18 protein-coding genes, 4 pseudogenes and 1 other annotated feature are annotated in these 20,882 nt (G+C 37.5%); of the genes and pseudogenes, 9 read left to right on the top strand and 13 right to left on the bottom strand.

Annotation, left to right across the window (positions count from 1 at the left end):
• Positions 1-144: 144 nt before the first annotated feature.
• Together ACEWFJ_RS18790 and ACEWFJ_RS18795 are read right to left on the bottom strand one after the other, a co-directional pair.
• Positions 145-288: a hypothetical protein gene (locus ACEWFJ_RS18790; RefSeq protein WP_473689507.1), complete on the bottom strand. Its 144-nt coding sequence runs from the start codon at positions 286-288 to the stop codon at positions 145-147.
• Positions 289-343: 55 nt separating this feature from the next.
• Positions 344-545 (bottom strand): annotated as a pseudogene (locus ACEWFJ_RS18795) (hypothetical protein).
• Positions 546-667: 122 nt separating this feature from the next.
• Between ACEWFJ_RS18795 and ACEWFJ_RS18800 the strand changes: the two are divergent.
• Complete coding sequence (locus ACEWFJ_RS18800) at positions 668-1,045, top strand: DUF3899 domain-containing protein (protein WP_473689508.1); 378 nt, start codon at positions 668-670, stop codon at positions 1,043-1,045.
• A 58-nt stretch (positions 1,046-1,103) separates the two neighbouring features.
• Positions 1,104-1,318 (top strand) — a binding site (T-box leader).
• Between the two features lie 128 nt (positions 1,319-1,446).
• Positions 1,447-2,436: a tryptophan--tRNA ligase gene (gene trpS, locus ACEWFJ_RS18805; RefSeq protein WP_473689509.1), complete on the top strand. Its 990-nt coding sequence runs from the start codon at positions 1,447-1,449 to the stop codon at positions 2,434-2,436.
• A 410-nt stretch (positions 2,437-2,846) separates the two neighbouring features.
• Here trpS and ACEWFJ_RS18810 read toward each other — a convergent pair whose 3' ends face one another.
• From ACEWFJ_RS18810 to ACEWFJ_RS18830, 5 genes are all read right to left on the bottom strand, one after another.
• Positions 2,847-3,593, bottom strand: coding sequence for a YjbA family protein (locus tag ACEWFJ_RS18810; protein ID WP_098306176.1), 747 nt, complete (start codon positions 3,591-3,593; stop codon positions 2,847-2,849).
• Between the two features lie 405 nt (positions 3,594-3,998).
• Positions 3,999-4,787 carry a DUF2268 domain-containing putative Zn-dependent protease gene (locus tag ACEWFJ_RS18815; RefSeq protein WP_473689510.1) on the bottom strand — a complete coding sequence of 263 codons (789 nt, stop codon included), beginning with the start codon at positions 4,785-4,787 and terminating at the stop codon, positions 3,999-4,001.
• A gap of 85 nt (positions 4,788-4,872) precedes the next feature.
• On the bottom strand, positions 4,873-6,114 hold the full coding sequence (gene fabF, locus ACEWFJ_RS18820) for a beta-ketoacyl-ACP synthase II (protein WP_473689511.1): 1,242 nt from the start codon (positions 6,112-6,114) through the stop codon (positions 4,873-4,875).
• A 24-nt stretch (positions 6,115-6,138) separates the two neighbouring features.
• Positions 6,139-7,071, bottom strand: coding sequence for a beta-ketoacyl-ACP synthase III (locus ACEWFJ_RS18825; RefSeq protein ID WP_473689512.1), 933 nt, complete (start codon positions 7,069-7,071; stop codon positions 6,139-6,141).
• A gap of 80 nt (positions 7,072-7,151) precedes the next feature.
• Positions 7,152-8,024 (bottom strand): TetR/AcrR family transcriptional regulator, encoded by an 873-nt coding sequence (locus ACEWFJ_RS18830; protein WP_473689513.1) that lies wholly within the window; start codon positions 8,022-8,024, stop codon positions 7,152-7,154.
• Positions 8,025-8,299: 275 nt separating this feature from the next.
• Between ACEWFJ_RS18830 and ACEWFJ_RS18835 the strand changes: the two genes are divergently transcribed.
• Complete coding sequence (locus ACEWFJ_RS18835) at positions 8,300-11,428, top strand: efflux RND transporter permease subunit (protein ID WP_473689514.1); 3,129 nt, start codon at positions 8,300-8,302, stop codon at positions 11,426-11,428.
• A 239-nt stretch (positions 11,429-11,667) separates the two neighbouring features.
• Here the strand turns inward: ACEWFJ_RS18835 and ACEWFJ_RS18840 are convergent, their stop codons facing one another.
• From ACEWFJ_RS18840 to ACEWFJ_RS18850, 3 genes and pseudogenes are all read right to left on the bottom strand, one after another.
• Positions 11,668-11,847: a ComZ family protein gene (locus ACEWFJ_RS18840; RefSeq protein ID WP_098306163.1), complete on the bottom strand. Its 180-nt coding sequence runs from the start codon at positions 11,845-11,847 to the stop codon at positions 11,668-11,670.
• 40 nt (positions 11,848-11,887) lie between these two features.
• Positions 11,888-12,748, bottom strand: a complete 861-nt coding sequence (locus ACEWFJ_RS18845; protein WP_473689515.1) for an NAD-dependent epimerase/dehydratase family protein — start codon at positions 12,746-12,748, stop codon at positions 11,888-11,890.
• A 48-nt stretch (positions 12,749-12,796) separates the two neighbouring features.
• A pseudogene (locus tag ACEWFJ_RS18850) lies at positions 12,797-13,527 on the bottom strand (alpha/beta hydrolase).
• Positions 13,528-13,682: 155 nt separating this feature from the next.
• On the opposite strand from ACEWFJ_RS18850, the gene ACEWFJ_RS18855 reads away from it, so the two are divergent.
• Positions 13,683-13,868 carry a YjzD family protein gene (locus ACEWFJ_RS18855; protein ID WP_098306157.1) on the top strand — a complete coding sequence of 62 codons (186 nt, stop codon included), beginning with the start codon at positions 13,683-13,685 and terminating at the stop codon, positions 13,866-13,868.
• A gap of 34 nt (positions 13,869-13,902) precedes the next feature.
• On the opposite strand, the gene clpB is transcribed toward ACEWFJ_RS18855, so the two are convergent.
• Together clpB and ACEWFJ_RS18865 are read right to left on the bottom strand one after the other, a co-directional pair.
• Positions 13,903-16,509 (bottom strand): ATP-dependent chaperone ClpB, encoded by a 2,607-nt coding sequence (clpB, locus tag ACEWFJ_RS18860; protein ID WP_473689516.1) that lies wholly within the window; start codon positions 16,507-16,509, stop codon positions 13,903-13,905.
• A 158-nt stretch (positions 16,510-16,667) separates the two neighbouring features.
• A complete protein-coding gene (locus ACEWFJ_RS18865; protein WP_035437288.1) occupies positions 16,668-16,847 on the bottom strand; it encodes a YjzC family protein in 180 nt (59 codons plus the stop codon).
• A 398-nt stretch (positions 16,848-17,245) separates the two neighbouring features.
• Between ACEWFJ_RS18865 and ACEWFJ_RS18870 the strand changes: the two genes are divergently transcribed.
• The 3 genes from ACEWFJ_RS18870 to ACEWFJ_RS18880 all read left to right on the top strand — a co-directional run bounded on the left by ACEWFJ_RS18870 (position 17,246) and on the right by ACEWFJ_RS18880 (position 18,491).
• Complete coding sequence (locus ACEWFJ_RS18870) at positions 17,246-18,055, top strand: Cof-type HAD-IIB family hydrolase (protein ID WP_473689517.1); 810 nt, start codon at positions 17,246-17,248, stop codon at positions 18,053-18,055.
• A 98-nt stretch (positions 18,056-18,153) separates the two neighbouring features.
• A complete protein-coding gene (locus ACEWFJ_RS18875) occupies positions 18,154-18,294 on the top strand; it encodes a hypothetical protein (RefSeq protein ID WP_020059838.1) in 141 nt (46 codons plus the stop codon).
• Positions 18,294-18,491, top strand: coding sequence for a DUF3813 domain-containing protein (locus ACEWFJ_RS18880; protein WP_473689518.1), 198 nt, complete (start codon positions 18,294-18,296; stop codon positions 18,489-18,491). Before ACEWFJ_RS18875 ends, ACEWFJ_RS18880 begins: the two co-directional genes overlap by 1 nt.
• 214 nt (positions 18,492-18,705) lie before the next feature.
• On the opposite strand, the pseudogene ACEWFJ_RS18885 reads toward ACEWFJ_RS18880, so the two are convergent.
• A pseudogene (locus tag ACEWFJ_RS18885) lies at positions 18,706-19,562 on the bottom strand (YitT family protein).
• Positions 19,563-19,660: 98 nt separating this feature from the next.
• Here ACEWFJ_RS18885 and ACEWFJ_RS18890 point away from each other — a divergent pair.
• Together ACEWFJ_RS18890 and prsA are read left to right on the top strand one after the other, a co-directional pair.
• A complete protein-coding gene (locus tag ACEWFJ_RS18890) occupies positions 19,661-19,792 on the top strand; it encodes a DUF3941 domain-containing protein (protein ID WP_098306147.1) in 132 nt (43 codons plus the stop codon).
• A gap of 223 nt (positions 19,793-20,015) precedes the next feature.
• A pseudogene (prsA, locus tag ACEWFJ_RS18895) lies at positions 20,016-20,866 on the top strand (peptidylprolyl isomerase PrsA).
• The last annotated feature ends 16 nt before the right edge of the window (positions 20,867-20,882 follow it).

A 20,882-nucleotide genomic window follows, 5' to 3' on the forward strand; every position in this document is an offset into this window, starting at 1 on the left:
TAATTACGTTTAACAACATCTTTTACAGCACTTTTTTGCATATATGATGTCCCCTTTTGGAACACAGGAGCAATAACTGCATCCTCTTGAATTAAAACTTTCTCAAGTTCATTCCAACTCGGTATAACTCTTCCATTGTATCGTTTAACACGTTAGAAGATTCAGAATATTATAACTAAATAAATCCATTGTCGGAATTTCAGATACTTCTGTTAAATTTAACTCTTGCTTCCCATTGTTATTACTTGTTGCTTTCCCTTCGCTTGCTTTTTCTCTTTTTATCCGCAAGCTCCTAGCATGCTAACTATTAATGTCGATGCAAGGAATAATAGCAGCTTCTTCTTCATGTTGTATTGCCTCCCCTAAGTGCACCCCCTATGCCCTCACTATGTAAAAATGCAGAATTGAAAGAATAATCTCCAAGTTTCTACAATTTTCATTATACATATAATAAGGCGATTGTGAATATAGTTTTTTATTTTTTTGTTAAAATTTTTAAACTAAAATGTTTTTTTTGTATCTTTTGTAAAGATAGAACTTAACATTGTAGTTATCTAATTGCAACAAAATACGAAATTATGTATATTTTTCTAAAAATTCTTTATAGTACTCATTATAACTTTTATAGTATAATAATTCTAGTAATTTTTTTGTGGAGGTGAAGCATTTGAATACGCTTTTTTCACGTATTAGTATATTAACAGGCATCACAATCACGATTTCTTGTGCATGTGCTTTTATCCTTTCTACTTCCTTTTTGTTGAATTTTGTCAATATTATGTTTTATATCGCCTTAATCTTTATTATTATCGGAGGATTTCTATTTTTATTTCAGCGTGGTTTTTTCAATGTAACAATGTATTCTTTTAAGAAATTAGGTCGATCAAATAAAAAAGTTGAATCTTTAATTGAAGGCGAAGAAAAGCGTGATCCGAAAGAAATATTGTACCGCACATATTCTTTTGCATGGACATATCCTATCGTTATTACCGGTATCATATTAGGAGCACTTTCAACAATCATTAGCTTCACTGTTCTTATATAGTTTGCAAACCAATCATTGTGTGTTATAATAGTGCGAAAATATTTACTTACAAATTTATATGCATGCGATGAGAAAGAAGAGTACATATTGAAGCAATTTCAGAGAGCTTGTGGTCGGTGAAAACAAGTAATTGTACAGTATGGAATGGGCTTTTGAGCACCAAACCGAAACGCTTTAGGAGTAGGCTTTGGCGTTACATCCAACGTTACAATGGATAAAGAGATTTTGCTTAGCAAAATAATTAGGTGGTACCGCGGTCCATTCGTCCCTATTTTTAGGGATGAATGGGCTTTTTTGTATTCAAAAGCGAAAGCGGCTCGTTCAGAATTACAAGGCGCTAGAACTCTAGGCCGAAATATTGAAAGATGAAAACTATACAACTTTTTAAGGAGGACATACATATGTCAGTTATTTTTTCAGGCATTCAGCCAAGCGGAACAATTACACTTGGTAACTATTTAGGAGCAATGAAGCAGTTTACAGAACTGCAAAATGAACATGATTGCTATTTCTGCATTGTAAACCAACATGCAATTACTGTACCGCAAGACCCAGTACAGCTTCGCAAAAATATTCGCAGTCTAGCAGCATTATACTTAGCATGCGGCATCGATCCTGAGAAATCTACATTATTTGTACAATCAGAAGTTCCGGCACACGGTCAACTTGGATGGATTATGCAATGTACTGCGTACGTAGGTGAATTAGAACGTATGACACAATATAAAGATAAGTCACAAGGAAGAGAATCTGTTCCGGCAGCTTTATTAACATACCCACCATTAATGGCAGCAGACATTTTACTATACAATACAGAAATTGTTCCAGTTGGGGATGACCAAAAACAACATATTGAGTTAACACGCGATTTAGCAGAGCGTTTTAACAATCGTTATCGCGAAGTGTTTACAATTCCAGAAATTCGCATTCCAAAAGTAGGCGCACGCGTTATGTCATTAACAGAACCTACGAAAAAAATGAGCAAATCAGATCCAAATCCAAAATCTATGATTAGCTTACTTGACGATCCAAAAACAATTGAAAAGAAAATTAAAAGTGCTGTAACAGATTCAGACGGCATCGTAAAATTCGATAAAGAAAATAAACCAGGTATTTCAAACTTATTAACTATCTATTCTTCTTTCTCAGGTAAAACAGTGGAAGAGTTAGAAGCAAAGTATGAAGGAAAAGGATACGGCGACTTCAAAGGCGACTTAGCACAAGTTGTTGTAGAAGCAATCCGTCCAATTCAAGACAAATATAATGAACTCATTAATTCTCCTGAATTAGATGAAATCCTTGATCAAGGTGCTGAAAAAGCAAACCGCGTCGCAATGAAACAACTTCGCAAAGTCGAAAATGCAATGGGATTAAGCAGAAAACGAAGATAAGGAAGAAAAGCGAAAGCGGCTTATTCAGAATCGTAGGACGTTGGAGCCCACGACCGAGAAGTGTTCTTTACTTCGACCGAGGGGGCGAAACGACCCGAGATTCTAGCCGCTGGAGCTAGACATCTAGAAAAGCGGAAGCGACTCGACTACTCGCATGCTGAATATTATCGAGAAGTCTTTATCCCGCAGTAACGGGCAGTAAAGGCTGGAGAAGAGCAGGGAAGAAAACTGCCCGTAAATGCGGGATTGGTGAGAGCTTTCCATCAGTGAGAAAAGCATCACTGATGGAAGTTTCACTTTATATTCTGTCGAAGCGCCGATATATCGTGAATAACGCCGATATCTTTGTGAACACACAAAAAAGGGAATGATCCGAAAAAGCACCTTACGTGCCTTTTGGATCATTCCCTTTAATTTACCTTTTGCTCATTTTCCATTTCCCACAGCTTTTCAAAGAACGGTTGTCCTCTCACAAGTCGTTCACAAAGCTGTTCATGTTTATCTGACCAGCCATACTTTGCTTCTTCATATAAACGGTTCCATACTTCTTCAAATGTCAGATGTTGCACAGATGGATATGCTGCTGGATCCCATTCTGTATACCAATAGCGAATCTCCGCTGGGTTCTTCGTTGTATGTAGTTGATCTAGCGTCATAAAGAGCAGTTGTTTTAATTGTCTTTCTTTCCGTGTTAGCCCATTCATCATATGCGGAGAAGGTGATAAAATATGATGTTCCTTTTGTGATGCCTCCACTTCAAAATCATATGTTTCTGCCTGTACGTTTTCTACCATTTCATACACCATTTGCTCTTGTCTTGGAATCAGTCGACTTTTGCGTATTGGAATATTGTATCCAATTGTATCAATTGCAATAATTCCTTTTCCATCTGATACAACAAAACAATACTCTTGCTGCAGTCGTTCATGGTTTTTTCGAATATACGCCTTATGATGTACGTCTTCCAATAGTTTTGGCGGAAGCTCTAGCAATTCGTTCTCGATGTAATGATATAATGCGGAATCTACTTTTAATAATGGTACTTGATCTAACAATTCGATCGTATCATCCTTCCGCCATTCATAGAAATGACAGACGTTATACCCGTTTTCTTCACCTTCAAACCAATTTACCCATACATCATGCAGATATAACATTGCTTTCCCCTCACTTCACAACTGTTTGTAGCTCTCATTATGGTCATCTTTCGTAAAATTTATTCCAATGGAGGAAATATATTCTTATTATTAATTTCTTCATTGTCTTTCATCTTTCATCCTCATAAGGTAAAACTTTCATCGGTAAATATCTTCCCCGCTAATAATGAGTAAAAAAGGTAATACCATGCCATCTATCTTCTTTATTTTCTTTAAATCTTAAGATGGATACTTACTACCTATTGATACGTGATGAAGTGAAACTTCCATCAGTGGGGTTTTACGGGCAGTTGTCCCCCACCTATCTTCCTCGCTTCTCTCTAAATCTTGAGGTGGGGGTCTTACTGCCCGTTAATGCGGGATAAAATAAAAAAACTTAGCGACAGCTAAGTTCATACATCATTCTTATGATTCAAAAGAAACTGCCTCTTTTAAAATGGTTTTAGCATCCATTTCTAGTAAAGCATTTGTATTATATTTCTTATGCCCTACACAATCCTTTACGATATGAAATCCTACAGCATACCCAAGCATTTTCGGATAGAGCCTCCATCCATTTAACAACACATCATGCTCCCTTGTACCTCGCTTCACATCACACCTATCTAGTATATACCGATGCCAAAACATAATTGCTTCTTCTTTGCCATAATAAGACACCCAAGGAGCATGGTAAGAATCTCCATACCTTTCGTACACAGCTTGTTCTGCTAATCCTTCCATAACCATCGTATCCAAAATAGTATACTGTTCTTCTATCACCTTACTTTCATGGATACGACATATGTGGTGATATTCATGAGTAAGTAATGCCTTTAACTCAGCAATCGAATTTTGTGAACTTACAAATAAAAATAAAGCATTTCGCATTGCTAATCCTGTTTTTCCATTATATTCTCGCTGAACCGTCCGATTATACGGATCAGATAATAAAATAAATACCGGTATATCAGGTCCTTTCAACCATTTCCGCAATTCTTTGTACTCTACTGCCAATTGCTCCCATACTCGTTCTTTTTGCAATATGTCAATTTCTTTCTCTCCATCTACTACTGGGCGAAACATTCCCTTTGAAACAAGAAATCGATACAAAGGTTCTTTTTCGAGCGGAATATATTTTGTTAACTTCTCACAAATTTTTTCTGGTTTCCAGTAATGCTCGCGCATCAATTCTGCCGTTCGAAACACTCCCATCTCTCTCCCCCTTTGTTTCATACATATGCAGCTATGGGGAAGAAAGCAAAAAAAGTGCAGATTTTCATCTGCACTTTTTTCTTTTTTATTTATATGCTTTAAATACTAATGCTGCGTTATGACCACCGAAACCTAATGAGTTACTTAATACAGCACGTACCTCTTGTTGTCTTGCTTTATTTGGTACACAATCTAAGTCACACTCTGGATCTGGTGTTTCATAGTTAATTGTTGGCGGAACAATACCATCTGTAATTGTTTTAACAGATATAATCGCTTCTACCGCACCAGCTGCACCTAGTAAATGTCCTGTCATTGATTTTGTTGAGCTTACTGCTACTTTATATGCATGTTCGCCAAACACTTCTTTAATTGCCATTGTTTCATACTTTTCATTCGCTTCTGTACTCGTACCGTGCGCATTAATATAATCGATATCTTCCGGCTGAAGACCTGCATCTGCTAACGCTTGACGCATCGCACGTACACCGCCTTCACCGCCAGGAGCGGGCATTGTAATATGGAATGCATCACCTGTTGCACCATAACCAGCGATTTCTGCGTAAATATGAGCACCGCGTGCTAGTGCATGCTCTAACTCTTCCAAGATAATGATACCAGCACCTTCGCCCATAACAAAACCGCTGCGATTTTTATCAAACGGACGGCAAGCCGTTGCCGGATCTTCATTAAATGTTAATGCTTTAGCAGAACTAAACCCTGCAAATGCTATATTTGTTAATGGTGCTTCTGCTCCGCCCGTAATCATTGCATCCGCATCACCGCGCTGAATTACTTTAAATGCATCACCGATTGAATTGGCTCCTGATGCACATGCTGTTACTGAACAAGTATTGATTCCTTTAGCTCCTGTAGCAATCGACACTTGACCAGCTGCCATATCGGGAATCATCATCGGTACGAAAAATGGACTTACGCGACGTGCACCCTTTTCCATATATACTTTAAATTGTTCTTCGTATGTTTCCATACCGCCAATTCCAGATCCAACCCATACTCCGATACGCGGAGCATTCTCTTCTGTGATTTCTAATTTCGCATCTTCTACAGCCATTTTTGCAGCTGCAACAGCATATTGTGTAAAGCGGTCCATACGACGCGCTTCTTTCTTATCGATATATTTCTCGACTTCAAAGTCGTTAACTTCCGCTGCTACTTTTGCCGGAAATTGCTCTGCATCTAAGCGTGTAATACGTCCAATTCCAGATACACCTTGCTTAATGTTGTTCCATGCAGTTTCTACATCATTTCCTACAGGAGTAACTGCTCCTAATCCTGTAATTACAACACGCTTTTTTCCATACAAAATACACTCCTTTTCTCTCAGTCCTTATTTACCCCAACGAAGAGCAACCGCTCCCCAGGTTAATCCGCCGCCAAAGCCAACTAATATGATAAGATCACCATCTTGAATGCGTCCATTTTGTAATTCTTCTACCATAGCAATTGGAATCGAAGAAGCTGACGTATTCCCAAACTTAGAAATTGTTGTACTCATCTTCTCCTGAGGTAAATTTAATCGCTCTCTCGCCGATTCCATAATACGAATATTTGCTTGGTGAGGCACTAAAAAGTCCACATCTTCTTTCGTAAGGTTTGCTTTTTCTAAAACACGAAGGCAAGAATCACCAAGTTGACGAACAGCAAATTTAAAGACTTCTCTGCCATTCATCATAACATATTCATCACGATAAAGGTGTTTACCACCACTTCCATCCGCTCCTAATTCAAATGAAAGAATACCTTTTCCTTCTGAAACAGCTCCCATAACGACAGCACCTGCTCCATCACCAAATAAAACTGCCGTATTTCGGTCATTCCAATCTACAATTTTAGATAATTTATCGCTACCAATTACTAATATATTTTTATAAGTTCCAGTTTGAATAAATTGTTGCGCTGTAATCATTCCGTACATAAAACCAGCACAAGCTGCACCTAAATCCATAGCTGCTGCATGCTTCGCTCCAATTTGTTCTTGAACTACACAAGCAACCGCCGGAAACGAACGATCCGCCGTTACTGTTGCAACTAAAATAAGATCAATTTCTTCCCCGTTCATCCCTGCATTTTCGAGTGCTTTTTTTGCAGCTTCCACAGCCATATGTGAAGTATCTATTGTATCATCGGCAATTCGTCTTTCTTCAATTCCCGTTCTTGTACGAATCCACTCATCAGATGTATCCATCACTTTCTCTAAGTCGTGATTTGTGACAACCTTTTCCGGCACATATCTCCCGATCCCTAAAATGCCTACATTCACATTACAACCCTCCATTTTATATCAATTCTTATGACTTGGTACTAATTTTAAATGATAAACTCCCTTTTGTCTATATAATATTAATTTGATATTTTATAATATGCTGCAATCCTTTCGTGGAAATCACGCAATTCTGGATACGACTTTAAGTTAGACAACATGCCTTGAATAACTGGAACTCGCGGATGCTTCATTTTCATTTCTGACTCTAGCACATCTAGTGTAACCAGTAATTCATCATTTCCTAATTGGTCTACTAGCGTACGTTTTAACGTAATAATTTCATTTACAAATGATTCTTCCATATGTCCGTTCATTACATTCCCATCGCACAAAAAGTGATTGAGTTCTCGTTCTAAAATAACCGGTTTTTCATTTGAACGTTGTAACCCCGCTACAATATCATCCATTCTTTTTAATATAAATCTCACCATATATGCTATATCTACATTTACCACATTAAAGATAACCGACTCCAAATACCCATGCGATATCCCTTCTAGCATAATAATTACATCAATAAGATAAGGAGCAATCTCTTCCCCATAAATAGCAAGTAAACCATCTCGGTGAAAAGCATGTGATTCTAATCTCATTCTCGTCATAAATGTTTCTACTTCTTTATTAAAAGGAATCGCATTTTCCCTCATACACATAATAATGAATTCTCTTTTTTGTTGTAATTCGTAAAACTGACAATGTAATTGTTTTTCAAATTTCTCACGTGGAGGTAATGATTCTTTTTCAATACCCCTCATTTTATTTTGAATCCGATCGTAGTAATATTCCAACGTTGCCAATACTAAAGTGTCTTTCGATTTAAAATGTAAATAAAATGCGCCTTTGGAAATACCGCATTCTGTTGCAATTTCTTGAATAGACGTCGCACTAACACCCTTCATTGCAAATAATTTAATTGCTGTTTCAATAATTAACCGTTCTTTTTCCTTCATCTTTTTCTCTCCTAAAAAAACACTCTTATTCGCATTATGACTCATCGGTCAAAAATTGCAAGTATTTCTCAACATTTTATCCCTCTATTAGCAGGAAATAAGACCCTCACCTCAAGACTCAGAGAAGATAAAGAAGATAGATAAGGGATGAAGAAGCCTCCGTTGCTGGAAGTTTCACTTTGCATCAGTCCTTTCAGTTGACCGTTGACCGATCAGTCAGTTATACTTTGTTCGTTATGACCAATTAGTCAGTTTTGATAAAAAGGAGTGTACAGATGAAGAAGATTATTAACTTTTCGTTAAATAACAAGTTCGCAGTCTGGTTATTAACGATCATTATTACGATTGCAGGAATCTATTCTGGTCTTCGCATGAAGCTAGAAACAATCCCGGATATTACCACACCACTTGTAACAGTAACAACTGTTTATCCTGGTGCTACTCCAGCTGAAGTAGCAGAAAAGATTTCGAAACCAATCGAACAACGACTGCAAAACTTAAATGGGGTAAACGTTGTAAGTTCCTCTTCTTTTCAAAACGCATCTTCTATTCAAGTAGAATATAATTTTGATAAAAATATGGAAAAAGCAGAGACAGAAATTAAAGATGCACTCGCTGACTTACCTTTACCAGAAGGCGTAAAAGAACCGAAAGTTTCTCGCCTTAGCATCAACGCTTTTCCTGTTATGTCATTAAGTGTGACAAGTAAGAATGAGTCTCTTGCACAGCTGACAAAACGAGTGGAAAAAGATATTGTTCCAGGCTTAGAAGGACTAGACGGCGTTGCATCTGTTCAAATTTCAGGTCAACAAGTTGAAGAAGTACAGCTTGTCTTCAACGAAGAGAAAATGAAAGAATTAGGGCTAAGCGAAGATACAGTTAAGAACATGATTAAAGGTTCTAATGTTTCTATGCCGCTAGGACTGTATACATTTAAAGATAAAGAAAAATCAGTTGTTGTAGATGGCAACATTACAACATTAAGCGCTTTAAAAGAAATGAAAATCCCGCTTATCCCTTCTACAAACCAAGGAAGTTCACAGGGGCCAACTCAGACGCAGCAGCCTAATATGAATTCCGCTGCAATGGGACAAGGATTAGCAATTCCAACTGTAGAATTGCAAGATATTGCCGACATTAAACAAGTTGGGAAAGCAGAGTCCATCTCGCGTACAAACGGAAAAGATGCAATCAGCCTTCAAATTGTAAAAGCTGCTGATGCGAATACCGTTGACGTTGTAAATGCTGTAAAAGATAAAGCACATGACTTCGAAAAGAAATTTGATGACATCGAAATCATTTCAACATTTGACCAAGGTGCACCAATTGAAAAATCAGTAAGCACAATGTTAAGTAAAGCTATTTTTGGTGCTATTTTCGCTGTTATTATCATCATGTTGTTCTTACGTAACATTCGAACAACGCTTATTTCCGTTGTTTCAATTCCACTTTCTTTATTAATTGCAATTTTACTATTAAAAGAAATGGATATTACATTAAATGTTATGACGCTTGGGGCAATGACCGTCGCTATCGGCCGCGTTGTTGACGATTCAATCGTTGTTATTGAAAATATTTACCGGCGCATGGCTTTATCCAACGAAAAATTAAAAGGAAAAGACTTAATTCGCGAGGCAACGAAAGAAATGTTCGTTCCGATTATGTCATCTACAATCGTAACCATCGCGGTCTTCTTACCGCTTGGTCTTGTTAAAGGAATGATCGGTGAACTATTCTTACCGTTTGCTTTGACAATTGTTTTCGCCTTATTAGCTTCTCTTCTTGTAGCTATTACAATCGTTCCGATGATGGCGCATTCTTTATTTAAAAAAGAAAGTACCAAAGAAAAACAGCAACATACTCACGAAGAGCGACCAAGTAAACTTGCTAATGGATATAAACGCCTTCTAGAATGGGTATTAAACCATAAAATTATTACATCTAGCATCGCGGTTTTATTATTAGTGGGAAGCATTGCTCTTATCCCAATTGTAGGCGTAAGTTTCTTACCATCTGAAGAAGAAAAAACAGTAATTACATCTTATAATCCAGCACCTGGACAAACATTACAAGATGTCGAAAGCGTTGCAACAAAAGCAGAAGATTACTTTAAGAACAAGAAAGATGTAAAAACGATTCAATTCTCACTTGGCGGAGAAAACCCGATGAGTCCAGGTAACTCAAACCAAGCATTATTCTTTGTTCAATATAAAAACGATACAAAGAACTTTGAGAAGGAAAAAGAAAAAGTTGTTAAAGACCTGCAAAAGATGACAGACAAGGGAGAATGGAAAAATCAAGACTTCTCATCTAGCGGAAGCAGTAATGAAATTAAGTTATATGTATACGGCGACAGCTTACAAGAGATTGAACCTGTCGTAAAAGACATTCAAAATATCATGAAAAAAGATAAAACGTTAAAAGATATCGACTCTAGCCTTGCAAAAACATACGATGAATACACATTAGTCGCAGATCAAGAGAAATTAAGTAAGCTTGGACTAACTGCTGCACAGGTAGGCATGGGACTTTCCGGCTCTCACGAACGCCCTGTCTTAACAACAGTAAAAGAAGATAACAAAGAGATGAACGTGTATGTTGAGGTTAAAAAACAAAATTACGAAAACATCGATGATTTAACAAATCGAAAAATCCAAACACCGCTTGGCACAGAAGTGGCTGTAAAAGATGTTATGACCGTAAAAGAAGGTGAAACATCTAATACAATAACAAGACGTGATGGCCGCGTATATGCAGAAGTAACTGCAAAACCAACAACAGATGATGTAGCAAAAACTTCTAGAAACATTCAAGAAGAAGTAAATAAGATGGACTTACCATCTGGCATCGATGTTTCGATGGGCGGTGTATCTAAAGATATTCAAGAGTCCTTTACACAACTTGGCTTAGCCATGTTAGCTGCGATTGCGATTGTATACTTCGTTCTTGTTGTAACATTCGGCGGGGCACTAGCACCATTAGCGATTTTATTCTCCCTTCCATTTACAATAATCGGTGCCGTTGTTGCCTTATTAATTTCCGGTGAAACATTAAGCGTCTCTTCAATGATTGGTGCCCTCATGTTAATCGGTATCGTTGTCACAAACGCTATCGTACTCATTGATCGTGTCATTCATAAGGAACGCGAAGGGTTTACAACACGCGAAGCATTACTAGAAGCTGGTGCAACAAGATTACGCCCAATCTTAATGACAGCTATCGCAACGATTGGTGCCTTACTTCCACTTGCACTAGGCTTTGAAGGAAGCGGCCTTATTTCCAAAGGTCTTGGCGTAACAGTAATCGGGGGATTAACAAGTTCTACGCTATTAACGTTATTAATTGTACCGATTGTATATGAAGTATTAAGCAAGTTGAAACGAAAAAATAAAGTGGCTGAATAAAAAGCGAGACCTTTCCATCAAGACGGAAAGGTCTCTTTTACATATTCATTTTTCGACCGGTAAGTCACTTCTATGAGAATACAACATGACCGCTACTTGCTTTCTCCTTTTGTTTTAAGCCTTGCATGTGGCAGGAAAAGGCCCTGACCGTTTCTATGCATGGCCAGATGCTCTTGCCCACCTAAAAAGAAGGCGGTTTTTATGTTGGTTTTTCAATTGGTATTTATATAGAAGTTATATTACTCTCCTGCGTCCGCTTTCCCAAGCTCGTACGCTTCACTCATAACCTTCATTAATAATTCCAATACAGGCTGTGCTTTTGCCATATCCAATGCAATACCGTTATCATCTAAAATTGCCTTTGCTTCCGGCAAATGTTTCATTGCGATTTGTAAAAACTGCATGTTTTTTTCGTTCATATTTTCTCATCCTTTCAACATCAAAGCTTTCTTCTCTAGTTTACCATGTGTTGCTGTCCTCATATAACTCCTTATATTGTTTTATATGAGAAATTTGACGTTGTAATCCGTCTTCTAATGCCATCTGATTTATAACAATCTTCTCTGTTTCCTCACCGTTTGGGCACTCTTTATGATGTATTTGAATTTCACCTGTTTCCTGTAATAGTTCAATGCCCTTTTGCCACTGATTTTCTTCCCCGCTGCAAAGAGAGTATATTTTGATCCCCGTCCTTTTTCCACTAAATTCATATAAACATCTAGCAACATCTTCAACATACAATAGGTCATATGCACATTCTTCTACGGGAACAGAAATAGTCTGTTGCTTTATCTGCGAAAGAATTACATGCTGGTATGTCATAAACAACGGTTGCCACGGTCCATATACTGTCGGGACACGTAGTATGCAATAATCTGCACCACCCTTTTTTACTTCTCTCTCAATTTTTGAAAAAAGCATACTATTTTCCTCATTGCTGCAAGCCTGATTCGATTCTATAGAAGATAAAACGATTAATTTTGTTTCTTTTCTTCTGCAAAAACTCTCAAATCGCTTTACATATTGCAATATAGTACGTTCGTTTCGAAAATCCTTTTGCTGATTTGGCTCACATAAGCAAAAATACGCAGCATTAATATCCGCTTCCTCCAACATTGCCCATCCTTCATCACCCCGCAACGAAAAATACGTAAATAATGCATTACGGCCAATTAAACATAATTTTTCTTCATTCATCTTGGACATACTGTTCATATTATCAAAATCAAATGCATATACTTCAACTTCTTCTTCAAGAAACTTCTGCACAAGATGATAGCCTATAAATGTTAACGCCCCAACAACAATTACTCGTTTCATTTTCTCTCCCTCCTCAAATGCACGAAAAGCTCCTTATGTATAGGAGCTTTATAAATCTTCATACCACTTAAAAAACTGACACGCATTTTGTGCTACTTTATATTTTATATCTTGTAGATGAAAGGATAATAAAGTTGGGCAATTCTCTTGCAAACGTTTCTTTTCATATTCCCTAAGCAACTGTTTTCGTTCTTTTTTTCTTGAATAGAGACAAATATTTTTACCGGAACAGATGATACTAAATACGGAAATGCTTTCTTTTCAATTTTCTGTTCTAGATCTGATTCTGTCGCATCATATGCTTGCATCAATTCACGAATTAACCGCTTATAAAAAAATTTGTGCTCTTTTTCAAGTTCAACATGTGCCGGTAAGTGAATACATGGATTAAACATGAGAACAGATCGAACACACTCTGGATATTGTTTCATCATTTGCAGGGCAACAAGCGCTCCCATTCCTTCTGCTATTATATGAACCTTTTCGTTCAAAATCTCCTTCTTCATGACAACATGATACAATCGCTTCGCCAAACGAACTGCCTGTTCATTCCCCCAATGTCTCCCAAATAAATTAGAAGAAAAAATCGTATAACCTTCCTTTCGCAATTCATTTAACAAGTGTAACCGACCTGCATGCTGAAGCCATAAACTTGTACCATTCTCAATAAAATAATTGTAATCACCTAGCAGTAATATACCGAATCCATTCGGCTTTTCCGGCAAGTGAATCACACATGGCTCTTGTTCTAAAAAGAAAAAACGTTCCTTAATACTCATACCTCTCCCGCCTTATATAACAACATCAAACTTACTCTTTTATAATGTATGATGCTAATAGCAATTTGCTTTTCAAAAACATCAAATATTTTTTTATATTCTTTTTAGAGTTATGTTACAATAAAAATAAATTGAACGAATAGAGGTGTGAAAAGATGCGTGTAATTTGGGCCTTTATCTGGTCGTTCCTGCTTGTGCAAATGATGAGCTACGTACTAAGCTCTATGACGCCAGGCGTTACATACGATTTCCAACAAGCGTCTATTTTTTCTGTAATTCTTACTGTACTTATAGTCGCACTGGGAGCATTAATCCCAAACGAGCCTGCACAGCAGCATTAATAAAAAAGAGTCCGGGAATGATCCGGACTCTTTTTTATTCAACTTCTACAACTAGCTCGTTATTTAATACATCAATTAATACATGACTATGATCTGTAATTGTACCTGCAATGAGTTCACGCGCTAGCTTCGTTTCAACTTGACGCTGTACGTAGCGCTTTAACGGACGTGCACCGTACATTGGATCGAATCCCGATTCTACAACAAACTCTTTTGCTGCATTTGTTAATTCAACCGTAATATGACGGTCTGCTAAACGGTTTTGCAACTCTTTCACAATTTTATCGACAATACCTTTTATCTCATTTGTTGTGAGTGGTTTAAATAAAATAATTTCATCCACGCGATTTAAAAATTCCGGACGGAAATGACCGCGAAGTTGTTTCATCACAAGATCTCTTGCTTCATCTTGAATAGAACCATCTTCTCCCAATCCTTCTAGTAAATATTGTGATCCGATATTGGACGTCATAATAATTACTGTATTTTTAAAATCAACTGTACGTCCTTGCGAGTCTGTAATACGCCCATCATCTAACATTTGCAGTAAAATATTAAACACTTCCGGATGCGCTTTTTCAATTTCATCTAATAAAATAACCGAATATGGTTTACGGCGTACAGCTTCTGTTAATTGTCCGCCCTCTTCATACCCGACATATCCAGGAGGCGCTCCGATTAAACGTGATACTGCATGTTTTTCCATATACTCCGACATATCGATTCGAATGATTTGTTCTTCGCTATCAAATAATGACTGTGCCAGTGTTTTCGCAAGTTCTGTTTTCCCAACACCTGTAGGTCCTAAGAAAATGAATGAACCAATCGGACGATTTGGATCTTTAATACCAGCACGGGCACGTAACACCGCGTCTGCCACAAGACCGACCGCTTCTTCTTGTCCGATAACACGCTCTGATAAAATTTGCTCTAAACGAAGCAGTTTTTCACGTTCTCCTTCCACGAGCTTTGCAACCGGAATACCAGTCCAACGCGATACGATATTTGCAATTTCTTCTTCACTTACTTCTTCACGAAGAAGACGGTTATCTTCCCGCTTATTGGCATTTGCTTCTTCCGCTGCTTTTAGCTCTTTTTCTAGAGCTGGAATTTTGCCGTGACGAAGCTCTGCCGCCTTATTTAAATCGTAATTCCCTTCCGCTTCTTCTAACTCACGGCGCAAACGCTCCAGACTTTCACGTAAATCCCGTACTTTATGAATTTCTTCCTTCTCTTTTTGCCACTGCGCTCTCATTCCACTCGCTTTTTCTTGTAAATCGGATAACTCACGCTGCAATGTTTGCAGACGCTCCTGACTTCCGCGGTCCGTTTCTTTACTAAGCGCAGCTTCTTCAATTTCTAACTGCATAATACGACGTGTTATTTCGTCCAGTTCTGTTGGTAATGAGTCAATTTCTGTACGAATCGTTGCACATGCTTCATCAACTAAATCAATCGCTTTATCCGGCAAAAAGCGATCGGAAATATAACGATCTGATAACATCGCTGCGGCTACAAGAGCACGATCATGAATATTAACACTGTGATAAATTTCAAAACGTTCTTTTAAACCGCGCAAAATAGAAATCGTATCTTCAACCGTTGGCTCTTCTGCTAATACTTGCTGGAAACGACGTTCTAATGCCGGATCTTTCTCAATATATTTCCGATATTCATCAAGTGTCGTCGCTCCGATGCAATGCAGCTCCCCGCGCGCTAACATTGGTTTTAACATATTCCCGGCATCCATTGCTCCCTCTGTTTTCCCAGCCCCCACAATGGTATGAAGCTCGTCGATAAATAATAAAATCTTTCCTTCACTTTTTTTAATTTCATTTAAGACTGCCTGCAAACGCTCTTCAAATTCACCGCGGAATTTTGCACCCGCAACAAGCGCACTCATATCAAGCGCAAAAATAGTTTTATCCTTTAATCCTTCCGGTACATCTTTACGGACAATACGCTGTGCCAATCCCTCAACAATTGCTGTTTTCCCAACCCCAGGTTCACCAATTAATACAGGATTATTTTTCGTTTTACGCGATAAAATGCGAATAACGCGCCGAATTTCACTATCACGTCCAATAACCGGATCAAGTTTTCCTTGCCGTACTTCTGCTACTAAATCACGGCCATATTTTTGCAAAGCTTCATATGTTACTTCTGGATTTTGACTTGTCACTCTTTGATTCCCCCGAACTTCTGTTAATGCTTGTAATAACGCTTCTTTCGTAATACGAAGCGATGTAAACAACTGACGTATATCATTCGTTTTCTTTTCATCACAAAACGCAAGAAGAATATGTTCTACTGAAATATAATCATCTTGCAGATGCTTCGCTTCTTCTTCAGCTCTTACAAGCAGTTGCTGAAGTGCACTGGTAACATATACTTTCCCTGCTTCAATGCCGCCCCCTGTAACAGAAGGCTTTCGCTTTAACAAGCGCTCTGCCTCTTGCATAAGCTGATCTATATTTACATCCATCTTTTGAAAAATACGGATTGCTAATCCATCTTGCTGTTGAAGAAGCGCAACTAAAAGATGTACAGTATCAATTTCTTGATGATGATGCTTAGTAGCAATTGATTGTGCACTCATAATCGCTTCTTGAGTTTTTGTCGTCATTCGATTTAAGTCCATTACAGCCACAGCTCCTTTACACTTTGACTTTTTTTGACCTTTGATTTGATTATACGACAAATTACCTATTGTATTCAACGAAGATGACTTTATGACAAGCTTATTTTTTAAATCCATTTCGCCATAATAAATCCCGCAGCTTATAACTGCGGGATTTGTTATGGTCTTCTTTTATATGTCCATTGTCTGTTTTGATTTGTAACTCCTGGAAATTTATCTCCAGCAGAGAGCTTTACCATTTTTGGATCCTTAACCATACTTCCTGTTTCACCAATTTCAACATATATGCCGTCGTTTGGTGCTTTTTGACCTGCTCGGAATCGATGACTTTGTCCCATATCCATTCTCCTTCCATTCCATCATTACATCTTTAGTATGTCCCATTTTAGAAAACCTTTTCTGTTATGTTTAGGAAACCATGCTCATATAATGAAATTACACATTTTAGCAGGAGATACATCAGTATATGTAGAAACAAAAAAAACTGGCCATAACGACCAGTATCAAAGGAGAGTCAAACAACTTATTACGAGAAGATTACACTCTCATTATAAACACGATAATCTGTTCATTGTAACCCTTTTCACAAATTGTACAAAATGAAAGAAACATTATTCGAACTTTCAGAAAACAACTTGACTTTTCCATTTACCAGTGACAAATAGTGGACAGCACAAGAATATAGGAATTAAGATGAATATAATACACAAAACTTTTTATAAAAGGTGAGAGACGCATGAAAAAACAACATTTAATTGCATTAGATTTAGATGGTACTTTACTTACAGATCAAAAAATGATTTCAGCGCGTACAAAACAAACTATTGCAAGAGCAAAAGAACAAGGTCATATCGTTGTTATTTCAACCGGTCGTCCATTTCGTGCGAGTCATGCATATTATAAAGAACTTGGATTAAATACACCAATCGTCAATTTCAACGGTGCATACGTCCATCACCCACTTGATAGGAATTGGGGAACACATCACTCTCCGCTTGAACTTGCTACTGCGCAAGAAATCGTTCGCGCATGTATGGATTTTGGGGTAGAAAATATTTATGCGGAAGTGATTGATGATGTATATGTAAAACAAATTGATGCAGATAAAAAACATATTTTCGAATTTGGTTCACCTAAAATTTTCACAGGTGATTTACTCGACATTTTACAAGAACACCCAACTTGCTTATTAATCGATGCACACGAGTCAAAATCAAATTCTATCCGCCAGCATTTAACGGATATGCATGCAGAGGTAATCGATCACCGAAAATGGGGCGCTCCTTGGCCGATTATTGAAATTGTAAAAAGCGGGTTAAATAAAGCAATTGGCTTACAAAAAATTTCAAGTTTCTACAATATCCCAAAAGAACATATCATCGCATTTGGTGATGAAGATAACGATTTTGAAATGATTGAATTTGCCGGGCACGGAATTGCAATGGGGAACGCTATTCCAGAATTAAAATCATTAGCAAATCACGTGACATTATCAAACGAAGAAGACGGAATTGCTCTTTATTTAGAGGAGGTTCTTGGATTGTAAGGCGAAAATTCCCTGCTTATAGTATGACGCCAAGCGCACATACTATAGGAGACACAGTAAATGTGTCAATGTTTTTCTGCTAAAAGGGGGAATTACGAATGGGCAAAAAGAATAAGTCAAAACGTTTCGTACAACAAGGGGCAGATTCTGTTATGCAGCATGACGCAAGATTCCCATACCGTGGTACACTAGCTGAAGCAGAAAAAGAACGAAATAACTCTTCTCTTGGAGGGTTCTAATGGGTAACTTACTGTTCCAACAAGCACGAGATGCTGTTGCACAAGCTGTATCTTGTTCAAACCATAGCGAACAACAAGCATTTGTTGATAAAGCGAAAAATGCTTTACTGTCCGCTTATACCAATTCTTCTACTGCCGAAAGAGTACAATTACGCGAAATGCAAGATGAACTTCAAAGCATTTCAGCAACGGAGTAAAGTGAAACTTCCATAAGTGGGGGCTTTTCATCCCCACTTATGGAAAGCTCTCACCAATCGGGCTTTTATGGGCAGTTATCCCCCACCTATCTTCTTCGCTTTTCTCTGAATCTTTAGGTAGGGGGTTTACTGCCCGTTAATGCGGGATAAAACTTAACCGAGCAACTCTGACTAGATGAACGAATAAAAGAGGACCACATACGGTCCTCTTTTATTAATCTTTACGGAACAATCCAAACACCCCAACCGTTTGTATAACGTTTGTAAATGCACCTGGATCTACTTTTTTTATAACCCTTTCTAACTCATACAACTCGTAGCGAGTAATAACAATCATTAACATTTCTTTATTTTCATTCGTAAACGCACCTATCGCTGGAACAGTCGTAATCCCTCGAACCAATCGTTCATGAATTGCCTTTCGCACTTCCGCTCCATTTTTCGTTACAATAAACGCAGTAATTTTCACATGGCGTGTATGTATTGCATCAATAATACGTGAAGATACATATAATGTCACTAACGTATAAAGCGCCTTTTCCCAGCCATATAAATAGCCGGCCGCTATAATAATGAGCGCATTAAACAAGAAAAAATACGTTCCAACCGGCTTACCTTTTACTCTGGATAAAATCATCGCAATGATATCTAGACCGCCAGTTGAGGCTCCCCACTTCAAAGCAATTCCTACCCCTAACGCAGAAATGATTCCTCCAAAAATAGCATTTAAAATGATATCGCTAGAGATCGCTTTTACTGGCACTATTTCTAAAAATAGCGTCATAAATACAACGCTTAAAAAACTAAATACAGTAAATGACTTCCCTACTTTTTCCAAGCCAAAATAACAACCGGAATATTGAATAAGCCAAAAAGAAAGCCTGTCGAAATATGAATTGACATAAAATCTGCTAACACTTGCGAGAGTAATTGTGACAATCCAGCGAAACCGCTGGCATACACTTTCGCTGGTGTTAAAAATAAGTTCATTCCAATTGCATTCAACAAACCAGCAACGATAACAACAACTAACTTTTTCACAAGTTCACCATAGTTCAGTTTTAAGTCCATATCTCCTAGCCCACCTTTATATGAATTGCATTGTATACATAGTCTTAACGAAAACGGAAATGATAAACGTACAACTGTTATGAAGGGAGTTGAATCCTATGCCTCACACAAGCGACAACGACAAAAAAGCGCGTGATAACAACGCCAAACGCACACAAAAAAATGAAGAACAGCAAAAAAATATACAGCAAGGAAAACTTGCTTACTCCAAAAAGACTGATCATCTATAAAGTGAAACTTCCATCAGTAGGCAATTTTCTAACTGACAGTTAGCAGAACTAATTTAGTTCTTATAATTCAGTCTTAAACCCTCTGTTTCATTTAGATAATTCCTCCTCGTACATCAACGTTTTCGTTGATGTACTTTTTTATGCAAAAAACCATCTCAAATTCACATCATGTTCACTTCCGTTTTTTACAATAGTAATAACGATTTTTGGATGAGGTGTTTACATGAAACGAAGACAATTATTTATCGCTGCAGCGACGCTCGGCACATTAATGTTATCTGCATGCGAACCGAAAGATAGTTCTGATCCAATTGCAACTTCAAGTGCTGGTACGGTAACAAAAGGAGAATTCGATCAGGCGTTAAAAGAACGTTTCGGAAAAGATATGCTCTATGAAATGATGGCACAAGATATTATGATTAAAAAATACAAAGTATCCGATGAAGAAGTTGATAAAGAATTTAACAAAGTGAAAGATCAAGCAGGTGATAATTTCAAAACATTTCTTGAAAGTAATCGGATGAAAGACGAAGAAGACTTAAAAAACAAATTCGTTCTAGCTTAGCCATCGACAAAGCAGTCAAGCAAACTGTAACAGAAAAAGATATAAAAGCACGGTATAAACCAGACATTAGAGCTAGCCAGATTTTAGTAAATGATGAAGAAACGGCCAATAATATAAAAAGGCAACTGAACAGCGGAGCATCATTTGAGGAATTAGCAAAAAAATATTCCGAAGATACGGTTTCAAAAGACAACGGCGGAGATTTAGGTTACTTCGGCCCTGGAAAAATGGTACCCGAATTTGAAGAAGCTGCTTATAAATTAAATGTCGGTGAAATAAGTGAACCTGTAAAATCACCAAAGGGCTATCATATTATTAAATTAACAGATAAAAAAGAATTAAAGCCATACGATGAAGTAAAAGATTCCATTCGTAAAACGATTGAAGCAGAACGTATTCAAGATAATACGTGGCGCCAAAAAGTATTAACAGACGAATTAAAGAAAGCAAATATTAAAGTAAAAGATAGTGACTTAAAAGATACATTTACACATGCTTTACAATCATGAAAACAGCCGAACAAAT

The sequence above is a fragment of the Bacillus sp. EA-CB0995 genome (genome assembly GCF_055814245.1).